The organism is Bacillus sp. CH_48 (assembly GCF_038008465.1).
Classification (GTDB): Bacteria; Bacillota; Bacilli; order Bacillales; family Bacillaceae_G; genus Bacillus_A; species Bacillus_A thuringiensis_S.
In genome coordinates this window covers 2,246,560-2,260,098 of record NZ_JBBOZF010000001.1, presented here as the reverse complement: position 1 = coordinate 2,260,098, position 13,539 = coordinate 2,246,560, and the positions used below count along the sequence as shown (strand labels likewise).

The window sequence follows — 13,539 nt, the reverse complement described above, 5'->3', positions numbered from 1 at the left end:
GAGGGCATACATATGATTTGGAATTGGTTTCGTAAGAAAAAAAAATCAAATACAACAGAGGCAAAAGAAGCCGATAACTGGGAGCAGCAGTCTAACAATCCAGATGACGATAACAAAGAACAGACTAGAAGTATGAAACATACTAAAGGTAAAAATAACGAGCAAGATGACTCTTCTCAGGAGAAACAACTAAACTCTAAGCAAGATGACTCTTCTCAAGAGAAACAGCAAAACTCTAAGCAAGATGACTCTTCTCAAGAGAAACAGCAAAACTCTAAGCAAGATGATTCTTCTCAAGAGAAACAGCAAAACTCTAAGCAAGATGACTCTTCTCAGGAGAAACAACTAAACTCTAAGCAAGATGACTCTTCTCAGGAGAAACAACTAAACTCTAAGCAAGATGACTCTTCTCAAGAGAAACAGCAAAACTCTAAGCAAGATGACTCTTCTCAAGAGAAACAGCAAAACTCTAAGCAAGATGACCCTTCTCAGGAGAAACAACTAAACTCTAAGCAAGATGATTCTTCTCAAGATAAACAGCAAAACTCTAAGCAAGATGACTCTTCTCAAGAGAAACAGCAAAACTCTAAGCAAGATGACTCTTCTCAGGAGAAACAACAAAACTCTAAGCAAGATGACTCTTCTCAGGAGAAACAACAAAACTCTAAGCAAGATGACTCTTCTCAAGAGAAACAGCAAAACTCTAAGCAAGATGACTCTTCTCAAGAGAAACAGCAAAACTCTAAGCAAGATGACTCTTCTCAAGAGAAACAGCAAAACTCTAAGCAAGATGATTCTTCTCAAGATAAACAGCAAAACTCTAAGCAAGATGATTCTTCTCAAAGTAAGCAACAAAGCTCTAAACAAAATGATTCTTCTCAGAATAAACAACAAAGCTCTAAACAAGATGATTCTTCTCAAAGTAAGCAACAAAGCTCTGGAGGTAATAGTATTTATGACTTTACCAAACCAGAAAAAGACCGTATTCATTCTCTACAAGATTTAATAGAGAAACTTAAAAAGTCTAGTGATTTTATTAATTACCATACATCTGACGATGAAACGATGCCTTATTGGATTTCTTACTATCGCCCTTCACTTGATGGAGAGAAATTACAGAAATATTTAATGCCCACTCTTTTAGAGAAACCCTGTGCTTCTCTAGAACAACTAAAAGAACATATTCCGATGAGCGGCATTACAATTACGAACGATTTACAAAAAATTGAGGATATGGTTTTAAAGGGGCATGCGATTATTCAATTGAATCAGCAAGATCAAAAGTGTATGCTTGCAAACATTGCAATTGATAATTATCGTGCACCAACCCCTCCTTTAAACGAATCAACTGTTATTGGTCCGCAAGAAGGTTTTGTAGAGGATATTGATACAAACATTAATTTAGTTCGAAAACGTCTTCCTGTTTTAGATTTACAAACAAAAGAAATGATTATCGGCGAGTTTTCCAAAACAAAAGTTGTCATGATGTATTTAGACAACCTCGCTGAAAAAGATAATGTAGATTTTCTAGAAGAGTCATTACGCGCTCTTGAATATGATCAAATTAATGATAGTGCTTATTTACAAGAATTAATGGGTGAAAAATCGATTTTTCCTCTCTATATCAATACAGAGCGCACTGATAGAGTTACAAAAGCACTAATTGATGGGAAAATTGCAATTTTTGTTGATGGTTCACCAAATGTTCTATTAACGCCCGTATCATATTTCGATTTCTTTATTTCACCAGAAGATTATAATGTCTCTTGGCTATATGCAACATTTTCAAGAGTTTTACGACTTATCGCTGTCCTTTTCTCGATTTGTGCAGCTCCATTATATGTTGCCGTTTTAAATTATCATTATGAACTAATTCCAAGCGATTTGCTGGAAACATTGATTTTATCTCGAGCGCAAGTTCCATTCCCACCTTTAATTGAAGCACTGTTTTTGGAATTAGTTATTGATTTATTAAGAGAAGCCGGCGCACGGTTACCGATGAAAGTGGGGCAAACACTCGGTATTGTGGGCGGTATCGTAATCGGGCAAGCATCTGTACAAGCTGGGTTAACGAGTAACATTTTATTAATTATCGTTGCACTATCAGCACTCGCTTCTTTTATTACACCTATTTATAAAATGGGTAACGCTGTTCGATTACTACGCTTTCCTTTTCTTATGTTTGCAGAAATAGGCGGATTGTTCGGGATTTCTCTTGGATTTATCTTCTTATTTACTCATCTATTCAGGCTTACTTCCTTACGTAAGCCGTACGCTTTGTTTTATCCGACAAGACAACAATCCGTTAAGGACTCTTGGATTCGTTTTCCTTTAACAATGATTGATACAAGAGATGTACAAGCAAGACCACAACATGTAAAAAAATCAGCAAAAGGGATTTCAACAAAACATAGATCGGACTTTGATGATTAAGAAATGAGGTGCATTGATGAGTAAAGTTCAAGAAAAATATCAAATATCTCCTATCTTTGTTTTCTTCTTAATTCACGGTGCACAATTTGGAGCTGGCGTTCTCGGCTTCGCTCGAATTATAGCAAAAGCCGCCGGATACGACGGCTGGATAGGAGTTCTCCTCACAGGAATTATCATTCATATTCTCATCTGGATGATGTATTATTCATTCAAAAATACAGAAGGAAACTTAATTGATTTACACAAACAGATTTTTGGAAAATGGATTGGAAATGGTATTAGTCTCATCTTTATGGCTTATTTTTTTATTGTAAGTATTTCTGTCGTTCGAACCTATGTCGAAATTATTCAAGTGTGGATGTTTCCTAGCGCATCCACCTGGATGCTCACTTTCTTTTTATGTTTAATAAGTTATTACATTATTTCATCAGGATTCCGCGTCATTACAGGAATTTGTGTTATTTCCGTTGGTGGAACATTAGGTTATCTTTTTCTAAGTCTTTTCATTTTGAAATTCTCACATTGGGATAATTTACTTCCAATGTTTTCACATTCTTTTACAGATATTTTGAAAGCAGCTCAACTATCCATTTATAGTATGACAGGATTTGAAATTTTCCTTATGGTTTATCCGTTTGTTAAAGAACCAGAAAAATCCCATAAATTTGCACAATATGGTGCATTATTCTCTAACTTCTTATATTTATTTAGTACCATTCTCGCTTTTACATTCTTTAGCGAAAAACAACTACTCAAAACAATTTGGTCTCAACTGTCCATGACACAAGTTATTAAGCTTCCTTTTATCGAGCGACTTGAGTATATTGCTATTTCCGGTTATGCTCTCGTTATTATTACAAGCTTTATTCTACCTTTATGGGCCGCTACTCGAGGAACACATGAAATCTTTCGTGTAAAACAACGAGGTATTTTAATTGCATTTATGCTTATCACCTTAGTTGTTTCACAACTTTTAACAAATAGGCATGATATTAATGATTTTATTAGCAATACATCTAAAGTTAGTTTTTGGCTTATATATGTATACATCCCAATTCTATTTATTATTGTGTGGGTGAAAAAAAAATGGAAAAAACCAAAAGAAAATTAATACTTCTTATTTGCATCAGTGTCTTCAGTCTAACTGGTTGTTTACAAAAAAATATTATTGATGATGTTCAGCTCATTCAAGGAGCTGCCTTCGATACAGCAAAAGATAATAAAGTAAAAGTTACATTTGTTTGTCCCATACAAAAAAAGGGAAATAAAGTTCAAGTTTATGAAGGAACAGGAAACGCAGTAAAACAAGTAAAGGCAGATACATCTTTGGAATCTTCGCAACCGTTCGCAAGCGGGCAAATGCGTGTTGCCTTATTCACAACAAAGATTGCTAAAAAAGGATTATCAACTTCCTTTGACACATTAATTCGTGATGTGAATATTGGTAACTCACTGTATGTTGGACTATTAGAAGGCAGTGGTACTGAACTATTTAAAGGAAAATATAGTACCTCTTACAATGTTGCGATTTATATAAAAAAAATGTTAGAACATAATATGGACACTGGGCCATTGCCAACTGACAATTTATATTTAGGTGCCTTCAGGTACTACCGTGAAGGACAAGATTCTTATATGCCTATCCTAAAAAAACATGGAGATAAAATAAAAATTACTGGTATTGGTCTTTTGAAAAAGGATAAGTTGGTCGGAACAATTAAGTATCACGATATGTTTGTTTTCAAAGGACTGCTAGAAAAGCACCGCTTGGACTCACATGAATTTAAAACAAATCCTGGCTATGCAATGATTAATAACATTCGTTCCGTTCCTACCTACGAAGTAAACATAAAAGATGGGAAACCTTCTTTCTATATTCACGTTAAGATGGATGCTCGTATTCAGGAGCTTTCTAGAAAATTTAATTTAGAAAACAAAAAAAATACAACAAAAATAGCCAAATCAATCGAAAAACAATTAGATGCAAAAGCTACAAAACTAATTAAACAGTTTAAATCTCTAAATGTTGATCCTCTTGCACTAGGAGCAAAATATAGACAACATTATCGCCCATTCAAATTAGAAGAATGGAGACAAATGTATAAAGATGTTCCGGTTCATATAAAATACACCGTAAATATTACAAATTCTGGTGTCATTGAATGAGAAATGATTGAACTCCTCTCTCCAGCATGATACAACGGAGAGAGGAGTTTTTTATTATCAAATAGAGAGAGAAGATATTTATGGGGGAACTTATGTCTAAAAAATTAGTAAAGCCTATTTTAAATGGTATTTTATTTCTCGGTGTCTTTTTATTTGCTCATACATACTTAAAAAATGTTTCCTTCACACGTTATTTACTTGTCGTTATACCAATGTTACTCGTCGGTATTTTTGGCATCGATCTTATTTTATCCCTTTTAATAAAAAAAGAAGAATAACAAGCGAACATCTTATTTCGATAAGATGTTCTTTTCATTTCATAATCACCTTATGTTACAATGAAATTCGGCAGAAAACGAGAAAGGATGAAACAACATGGCAAACGAAAAAGGTTTAGATAAAGGATTCGAACTTGTTGCAAAAATGCATGAAGAGTTCGGACATCCTGTGACAAATACTCCAACAAAACTAACAGAAGAGCGTGCAAAAATTCGTGCAAGTTTTATGCAAGAAGAGCTAGAAGAATTTCTAGAAGCAACGACTGTTGAAGATCAATACGATGCACTGATTGACCTTATTTACTTTGCATTCGGAACGTTTGCCGAAATGGGCGTACGTCCTGATAAAGGGTTCGAAATTGTAAATAACGCAAACATGGCAAAACTATTCCCTGATGGAAAACCCCGATTCCGTGAAGGCGACGGCAAAATTCTAAAACCAGAAGGCTGGCAAGCACCAGAACCACAACTTCGTGCTGAAATCGAACGTCAGCGCAAAGAAGCTGAAAAAAACTGCTAGGATTTCCTAGCAGTTTTTTATTATGTCTTTTTTCTGCAATTCATTAATGACCCACGTGTCCCGCGTGTCCTGCTGCTCCACTAATGCTAGCTGCTCCTGCCGCTGCCCCTGCTGCTCCTGCTCCAATTCCACCTGCCCAAGGAGAAGATTGTTGCTGTTGATATTGTTGGTATTGTTGGTGCTGTTGGTGCTGTTGGTGCTGTTGACCATGTTGGCCTTGATGACCGTGTTGACCGTGTTGATCGTGGTGACCTTGGTGACCTTGGTGACCTTGGTGACCTTGGTGACCGTGGTGACCGTGGTGACCTTGGTGACCTTGGTGACCTTGGTGACCGTGGTGACCTTGATGGCCTTGGTGAGTTTGATAAAGAACAGCTTGCGGATGAATGTGGTGGTGACCTTGGTGATGTACTTGTTGTTGATGACCGTGGTGACCTTGGTCATGATGGTGTCCATGATGACCGTGGTGACCTTGGTGATGATGATGTCCATGATGACCGTGGTGACCTTGGTGATGATGATGTCCATGATGACCGTGGTGACCTTGGTGATGATGATGTCCATGATGACCGTGGTGACCTTGGTGATGATGGTGTCCATGATGACCATGTTGGCCTTGATGATGGTGATGTCCATGATGACCGTGAACAACTTGCGGATACCCACCTATTCCTCCAGCTACAACACCCACTCCCGGTACCGGGAATCCTGTCTGCACTCCTCCAACGAAAGAAGGAAATGTAGTTGGTGCTCCTACTGGAAATCCTGTCTGTACGCCAGCTACTGATGTCGGAAATCCTCCTGTTACTGTAGGCATTCCACCCCCTGATGTCGAAAAGCCCCCCATTGATGTAGGCATTCCAGTTTGCATGCCAGCTACCGATGTTTGGAACCCTCCTGCTGCTCCACCCATCCAGCTCGGAATTCCACCGTATCCTTGTTGGCCAGCCCCTCCCATTAACATCATTTGTTCATAACTATCCGATTCACCTCCGAAGAAGCCATGTGGTGCATTATTGTCCATCCCTTTCATTCCTTTCACCTCTTCTACTCAATTTAGCCTACCTTTTTTATCATATTTCCTATAGAAAAATAGGTGTTTGTCTGTATGGGAATTCCGCTCTTTTATTTATACGTAGTGGAATAATTGAAAACTTAGACTAAAGTGATCCAGAGATTATTTTCTACACAAAAAAGCTCAGAGCATAAATGCTCTGAGCTTTTATTTAGAATGAATTAGTTTGCAACAACGTTAACAAGTTTTCCAGGAACAACAATTACTTTACGAACTGTTTTCCCTTCAATTTGGTCTTGAATTGCTTCAAGTGCAAGTTGTTCCATTTCTTCTTTTGATGCGTCTTTACTCATTGTTAGTTTTGCGCGAACTTTACCCATAACTTGAACAACGATTTCAACTTCATCTTCTACAAGTTTAGACTCATCAAATATTGGCCAGCTTGCATATGTGATTGTTTCATTATATCCAAGTTTGCTCCATAGCTCTTCCCCGATGTGAGGTGCAACTGGTGCGATCATTTTTACGAAACCTTCTACATATTCTTTCGGAAGTGTTTCAGCTTTGTATGCATCATTGATGAATACCATCATTTGAGAAATCGCTGTGTTGAAGCGAAGCTCTGCATAGTCTTCTGTTACTTTCTTCACTGTTTGGTGGTAAGCTTTTTCAAGCTCTTTATTTGGTGCGTCAGTAATTTTCTCACTTAATTCACCGTTATCTTGAACGAATAGACGCCATACGCGGTCTAGGAAACGACGAGCTCCGTCAAGACCATTTTCAGACCAAGCGATTGAAGCATCTAATGGTCCCATGAACATTTCGTATAGACGAAGTGTATCTGCACCGTGGCTTGCTACGATATCATCAGGGTTTACAACGTTACCTTTTGATTTACTCATTTTCTCGTTGTTTTCACCTAAAATCATACCTTGGTTGAATAATTGTTGGAACGGCTCTTTCGTTGGAACTACACCGATATCGTATAATACTTTATGCCAGAAACGAGCATATAGTAGGTGAAGTACAGCATGCTCTGCTCCGCCGATATAAATATCAACTGGAAGCCATTGTTTTACTTTTTCAGGATCTACAAGTGCTTCGCTATTGTTTGGATCGATGTAACGTAGGTAATACCAGCAGCTACCAGCCCATTGTGGCATTGTATTTGTTTCACGACGACCTTTTTTACCAGTCTCAGGATCAACAACATTTACCCACTCGTCAATGTTAGCAAGTGGTGATTCACCTGTACCTGAAGGACGGATGTTTTCTGTTTTCGGAAGAACTAATGGTAATTCTTCTTCCTTCACAGCTGTCATTGTCCCATCTTCCCAGTGAATTACCGGAATTGGCTCACCCCAGTAACGTTGACGGCTGAATAACCAGTCACGCAGACGGTACGTTACTTTTTGATTTCCTGCGCTCGTTACTTCAAGCCATTCAATCATTTTTGCGATTGCTTCTTCTTTATTTAATCCATCAAGGAATGCTGAGTTTACGTGTGCACCATCACCTGTGTACACTTCTTTCGTAATATCTCCGCCTTTTACAACTTCCTTCATCGGAAGATTGAATACTGATGCGAATTCATAGTCACGCTCATCATGAGCTGGAACTGCCATTACGGCACCTGTTCCGTAAGTTGCAAGAACATAGTCAGCAATCCAGATTGGTAATTTCTCACCGTTTACTGGGTTAACTGCGTAAGCACCAGTGAATACACCAGTTTTCTCTTTCGCAAGTTCTGTACGCTCTAGGTCACTCTTCATTTTTACAGCGTTAATGTAAGCTTCTACCGCTTCTTTTTGTTCTGCTGTTGTAATTTCTGCAACAAGTGCATGTTCCGGAGCTAGTACACAGTATGTTGCACCAAATAGTGTATCAGGGCGCGTTGTGAATACTGTGAACTTCTCGTCTGTACCATCGATATTGAAGTGTACTTCTGCACCTTCAGAACGACCGATCCAGTTACGTTGCATATCTTTTAAGCTTTCTGGCCAATCAAGCTCATCTAGATCTTCTAATAGACGATCTCCGTAAGCTGTAATTTTTAACATCCACTGTCTCATCGGACGACGCTCAACTGGATGTCCACCACGCTCACTCTTACCGTCAATGATTTCTTCATTTGCAAGTACTGTACCAAGTGCTGGACACCAGTTTACAGGTACTTCATCAACGTAAGCTAAGCCTTTTTCAAATAGTTTTAAGAAGATCCATTGTGTCCACTTATAGTAGTTTGGATCTGTTGTATTTACTTCACGGTCCCAATCATAAGAGAAACCTAGTGATTTAATTTGGTTACGGAACGTATTAATATTATGCTCTGTAAATTCAGCTGGGCTATTTCCAGTATCAAGTGCATATTGCTCTGCTGGAAGACCAAATGCATCCCATCCCATTGGATGAAGAACGTTATACCCTTGCATACGCTTCATACGAGATAAAATATCTGTCGCTGTATAACCTTCTGGATGTCCTACGTGTAGGCCTGCACCTGATGGATATGGGAACATATCTAGTGCATAAAATTTTGGTTTTTCTGTCTCATCTGGCGTACGGAATGTTTTATTCTCTTCCCAGTACCCTTGCCACTTCTTCTCAATATCTTGATGATTAAAGCTCATGAGATACCCTCCTTGAAATTCTATTTATTTTCACCGCCCAAAATACAAAAAACCTCTCATCCCTAGAAAGGGACGAGAGGTTATAGATTCCCGCGGTACCACCCTAAATTAATGTAAAAATATACATTCGCTTAGATCCGTAACGTGGATTAACGGCAATTGCTACTATTAGTTTCACAACTGCAACTCAAAGGCGAGTTCATAACGAAACGTGGATTGACTTGCACCGACCGTCAACTCTCTAAACCAGCTTCTATTACTACTACTCCTTCTCACTGTTATTACACATATGAGTTAATGTGAACTACCCTCCACTTAGTATCTCTAAAAAGCTTACTTAAAGCGGGGCTTCTCGGTTAATCGTTACTTTTAATAACTAACGAATTCGTCTTAAGACAGCCGAGCTATCTCCCTTGTTCTAAAGGTTGTTTTATTTAAATATATTCTAAAACATGTTACATGTTCCGTCAAACTAAACTGCAATTTTTTCTTCAACTGTTTCTTCTACTTTTACTCGTTTATCATACATGCTCGTTGCTATAAGCGCTACTACAAGCATTACCATGATTGCTATAAACAATACTTCCATATTGTATAAATCAACAATCGCTCCGCCAACGACCGGCCCAAACATTTTCCCTACAGTCGCCGCGCTATTTACAACACCTTGATAAAAACCTAGTTTATCTTTTGGTGCAAGTATATTTGCAATCGTCGGAACTGCTGGCCACACAAATAATTCACCGATTGTTAATGTTACCATCGCAACGAGGAACATCGTAAATTGCTGCGCTTGACTTAACACAATGAATGACGCCGCAAAAATGAAGATTCCAATCATAATTTGCTGTTTTAAAGAACGCTTCATCCAGCGAATTAGCATACTAACAAGTGGCTGCGCACAAACAATCATAGCTCCATTTATCGTCCATAATAAACTATAATGACGAAGGCTAATATTCAATTCTTGCATATGTGTTGCAATCGCTCCTTGCCACTGTACGTATGTAACCCAGCATAAAGCATATGCTACACACACGATCAGAAGTGCTTTAAATCCAGGTGTAAGTGACCAACCTTTTTTCGTTTCGATTTCCTTTTGCACTCCTGGCTCTTTCTTGTCTTCCATACCACGGAATCCAATAAAAGCAATTAAGAAGAAAACAAAATATAAAATAAAATTCGCTAAGAAAATATAATCAAAACGATATGATGCAACTAATCCACCACACGCTGTTCCAATCGCAATACCAACATTTTGTCCAACGTACATCGCATTAAATGCCCGTCTTCCGCCCTCTGGCCAAACCGTACCAACCATCGCATACATCGATGGGAAGACCATTCCAGAACCGAAGCCGATTAACGCTAGCCACACAACATATAACGGCCAACCGTGGAAGAACACAAGACCTAAAATTGATACAAGTGTAATAACAATTCCTACTAAAGTTGATTTATAACCGCCCCATTTATCAAATAAAACACCGCCGAGCAAGTTTCCGATTACACCAGTAAGCGAGTTGATCATTAATACCATTCCGGCCACAGATAAAGATTTTCCTAGGTGATCATGCAAATAAATTGTATTAAAAGGCCATAAAAAAGAAGCACCCGTGACATTAATAATCATCCCAGCTACTAATAGCCATACTTTCCTTGGCATAGTTTCCCCTCCTATTCTATTTTTTTCGTTCATATATATAACAGTAAAATTGTAGTCGTTTTTAAATAGGAAGGCAACTGATTAATAGTTGATGAAATTCAGATAATGGTTCATCGGTAAATGAAATTATACTGATCCCTGTTTGAAAATATATTGACTTACCGACAAAAACGACATCAGTAACAATATATAAATAAGGGGAGACTGTATGAACTTCATACAGTCTCCCCTTATTTATATTATCCAACTTCTTTTTCTCGCTTCGCACGTTCTTTAGCGCTCCATTTAAATATTTTATCTAATACGGAATATATTCTCCCAGATTCTTTCGTTAACAAAGGTCCTAACGATGCCAATATTAAAACATACAGGGCTGAGAATGGTTTAATCGTTGCCATTAAGCCGCCCGCAATTCCAATATTCGCGACGATAATGGAAAACTCTCCGCGTGATACAAGTGTTAAACCAATATTCGTAGAAGCCTTATGCGATAATCCCGCTTTACGCCCCGCAACCATTCCAGCGGTAAAATTACCGATAAGAGTAATAAAAACTGCTCCTAATGCCAACCACACTGCTCCTCCAAGTGAAAATGGATCTATACTTAAACCGAAGCTGAAAAAGAATATAGCTCCAAAGAAATCACGAAACGGAACAACGAGCTGTTTAATTCGATCACTATGCTCCGTTTCTGAAAAGACGAGTCCTAGTAATAATGCTCCAATCGCCTCTGCAACATGAATCGTTTCTGAAAATCCTGCTACAAAGAACAAAATAGCGAATATTACAATAATAAAAATTTCATTGGACGAAATATCTAACATTTTATTTAAAAGCCTTGTAGCTTTTCTAGCAACTACAAAGAATAGTAACATATACCCTACTGCGATTAAAATGGATGTGAGAGCACCTACAAATGACGTTGCCCCTCCGAGTACTAATCCTGAAACGACTGATAAATATACCGCTAAAAAGATATCGTCAAACATAATGATTCCTAAAATTAGTTCCGTCTCTTTATTACCAGATCTTCTTAAATCAACAATTACTTTCGCAACAATTGCACTCGATGAAATTGTTATGATCCCAGCAATAATTAATGTTTCTAATAAGGGGAAACCCATTATATATCCGTAAAGTAAACCTAATATAAAATTAAGCGATATATGAACAGTTCCCCCAAAAGCAATTGATTTTCCTGATTTAATTAATTTTTTAATTGAGAATTCTAAGCCTAAATAGAATAAGAGGAATATAACGCCAACACGGCCAAGGAAGGAAATAACTTCTCCGCTTTCAATAAATCTTAAATCGATAAGCCCTAAATCTGGGGCATGAGGCCCCACTAGCATACCGAGTATAATGAGAAACGGAATAATCGAGAACTTTAACTTTGCAGCGAGAATAGCTGCAAAAGCGACTAATACTAACGCAGTCCCAACTTCAAAGATTAAAGTATCCATCGATTATGAATCCCCTCCTACTGAAAGCAACTCATTAATAATTCTTTTTACTTCATGTCTTTCACCTGATAATACAAGCATATCGCCAGCTTCAATGATAGAATCTGGGCCTGGATTAAAGAACTTCTTCATATTCTTTTTCAAAATGGCAATAATCGTTACATTATATGTGTTTCGGACATGTAAACTACCAATTGTTTTTTGTACGACTGGTGCATTATTTTCCACCTTAAACCACTCAATTGATAATCCTTCAAAGGCCATTTCAATCGTATCTAAAGCTTGTGGCCTATACACCATTCCGCCCAATATAGCTGCAATTTGTCTCGCTTCAGAATCACGAAGAGAGACGCTTGAAATACTCTCCTCATGATCAGCATCAAAATGGTACATTTCTCTTCGGCCATCATCATGAATAACGATAACCATCTTTTCATTACCTTTTGTAATCACTTCAAACTTACATCCAATACCTGGCAGTTCACTCTCTCTAATATTCATATTTTCCGCCTCCTAATTTTTTTAGTTACGGCTTTTATAAATCGACATCAATCTCCGTTTTAAAGGTCTCATCCTTTGAGATACCTAAATACTTTAGCGTCTCTGATGGAGTCGCGTGATGAAAATGTTTTTGCAATAGCGCAATCGCTATCCCTCTTTTGTACGCATGAAATCCAAACGTTTTTCGCATTGAATTCGTTCCGATCTTACCAACAACTCCAACTGCTTCTGCAGCATTATGAATTACACGATACGCTTGTTGGCGCGTAATTGAATTTGGCGTTTTATTAGATTGAAATACGTAATTTTCTCTTTTAACGCCAATAGATTGTACGTAATCTAAAAGCGCTTCTTTTACTTTTGTATTTAAATAAATATCTTGTTTAAATTTTTCATCTTTCACAGGAAGAGAATAAAACTCTTTAACAGTCCCGTCTTCATTTAATACATCTTCAAATTTCATGCCAAGTAGTTCTGTAATTTTTAATCCTGTGTTAATTCCAATAACAAATAAAAGATAGTCTCGCTGGGAGTGCTCTTTTAAATATTTTTTCATAGCCTCAATTTGGCTTATATCTTTTAATGCCTCTACAACTTCCATACATGTATTCTCCTCATCTTATGAACGGTAATTTTCTCATCATGTTGTCCATTTTACCTTATCATGCTATGAGATTTCCATGTATTATCCATTATTTTCACAATATACTTTTGTGATCCAAGCAATTTTCAATTTGGAAATTTACGATTGTACAAATACGTTGTGGTTAGAAAAGAAATAGGGGATAAAAGTTCAGCTTCTTTCTATAGATTGGATTCCTCCTTTCCTTATCCAGCTGCTTCTACTTTTATATTACGTTACTTATT

11 protein-coding genes and 1 other annotated feature are annotated in these 13,539 nt (G+C 37.5%); of the genes, 5 read left to right on the top strand and 6 right to left on the bottom strand.

The window, feature by feature from the left end; all coding sequences use genetic code 11:
* Nucleotides 1–12 precede the first annotated feature (12 nt).
* The 5 genes from N2V92_RS11265 to N2V92_RS11245 all read left to right on the top strand — a co-directional run bounded on the left by N2V92_RS11265 (nt 13) and on the right by N2V92_RS11245 (nt 5,397).
* Nucleotides 13–2,433: a spore germination protein gene (locus N2V92_RS11265; protein WP_080893266.1), complete on the top strand. Its 2,421-nt coding sequence runs from the start codon at nt 13–15 to the stop codon at nt 2,431–2,433.
* Nucleotides 2,434–2,449: 16 nt separating this feature from the next.
* Nucleotides 2,450–3,544: a spore germination protein gene (locus N2V92_RS11260; protein ID WP_042595961.1), complete on the top strand. Its 1,095-nt coding sequence runs from the start codon at nt 2,450–2,452 to the stop codon at nt 3,542–3,544.
* On the top strand, nt 3,520–4,599 hold the full coding sequence (locus N2V92_RS11255) for a Ger(x)C family spore germination protein (RefSeq protein ID WP_000416067.1): 1,080 nt from the start codon (nt 3,520–3,522) through the stop codon (nt 4,597–4,599). Before N2V92_RS11260 ends, N2V92_RS11255 begins: the two co-directional genes overlap by 25 nt.
* Nucleotides 4,600–4,691: 92 nt before the next feature.
* Nucleotides 4,692–4,877, top strand: a complete 186-nt coding sequence (locus N2V92_RS11250) for a hypothetical protein (protein WP_000038780.1) — start codon at nt 4,692–4,694, stop codon at nt 4,875–4,877.
* Nucleotides 4,878–4,974: 97 nt separating this feature from the next.
* Nucleotides 4,975–5,397 carry a hypothetical protein gene (locus tag N2V92_RS11245; protein WP_016077189.1) on the top strand — a complete coding sequence of 141 codons (423 nt, stop codon included), beginning with the start codon at nt 4,975–4,977 and terminating at the stop codon, nt 5,395–5,397.
* Between the two features lie 43 nt (nt 5,398–5,440).
* Here N2V92_RS11245 and N2V92_RS11240 read toward each other — a convergent pair whose 3' ends face one another.
* The 6 genes from N2V92_RS11240 to N2V92_RS11215 form a co-directional block, all read right to left on the bottom strand.
* Nucleotides 5,441–6,430, bottom strand: coding sequence for a hypothetical protein (locus tag N2V92_RS11240; RefSeq protein ID WP_340864250.1), 990 nt, complete (start codon nt 6,428–6,430; stop codon nt 5,441–5,443).
* A 203-nt stretch (nt 6,431–6,633) separates the two neighbouring features.
* The gene (leuS, locus tag N2V92_RS11235; protein WP_000009441.1) at nt 6,634–9,042 is read right to left on the bottom strand and encodes a leucine--tRNA ligase; all 2,409 of its coding nucleotides are present in this window, start codon (nt 9,040–9,042) and stop codon (nt 6,634–6,636) included.
* 65 nt (nt 9,043–9,107) lie between these two features.
* Nucleotides 9,108–9,327: a binding site (T-box leader), on the bottom strand.
* Between the two features lie 187 nt (nt 9,328–9,514).
* Nucleotides 9,515–10,708 (bottom strand): MDR family MFS transporter, encoded by a 1,194-nt coding sequence (locus N2V92_RS11230; RefSeq protein ID WP_001137549.1) that lies wholly within the window; start codon nt 10,706–10,708, stop codon nt 9,515–9,517.
* A gap of 239 nt (nt 10,709–10,947) precedes the next feature.
* Nucleotides 10,948–12,171 (bottom strand): cation:proton antiporter, encoded by a 1,224-nt coding sequence (locus N2V92_RS11225; protein ID WP_170264980.1) that lies wholly within the window; start codon nt 12,169–12,171, stop codon nt 10,948–10,950.
* A 3-nt stretch (nt 12,172–12,174) separates the two neighbouring features.
* Nucleotides 12,175–12,672 (bottom strand): cation:proton antiporter regulatory subunit, encoded by a 498-nt coding sequence (locus N2V92_RS11220; protein ID WP_001026053.1) that lies wholly within the window; start codon nt 12,670–12,672, stop codon nt 12,175–12,177.
* A 34-nt stretch (nt 12,673–12,706) separates the two neighbouring features.
* Nucleotides 12,707–13,273: a tyrosine-type recombinase/integrase gene (locus N2V92_RS11215; protein WP_000454200.1), complete on the bottom strand. Its 567-nt coding sequence runs from the start codon at nt 13,271–13,273 to the stop codon at nt 12,707–12,709.
* Between the last annotated feature and the right edge of the window lie 266 nt (nt 13,274–13,539).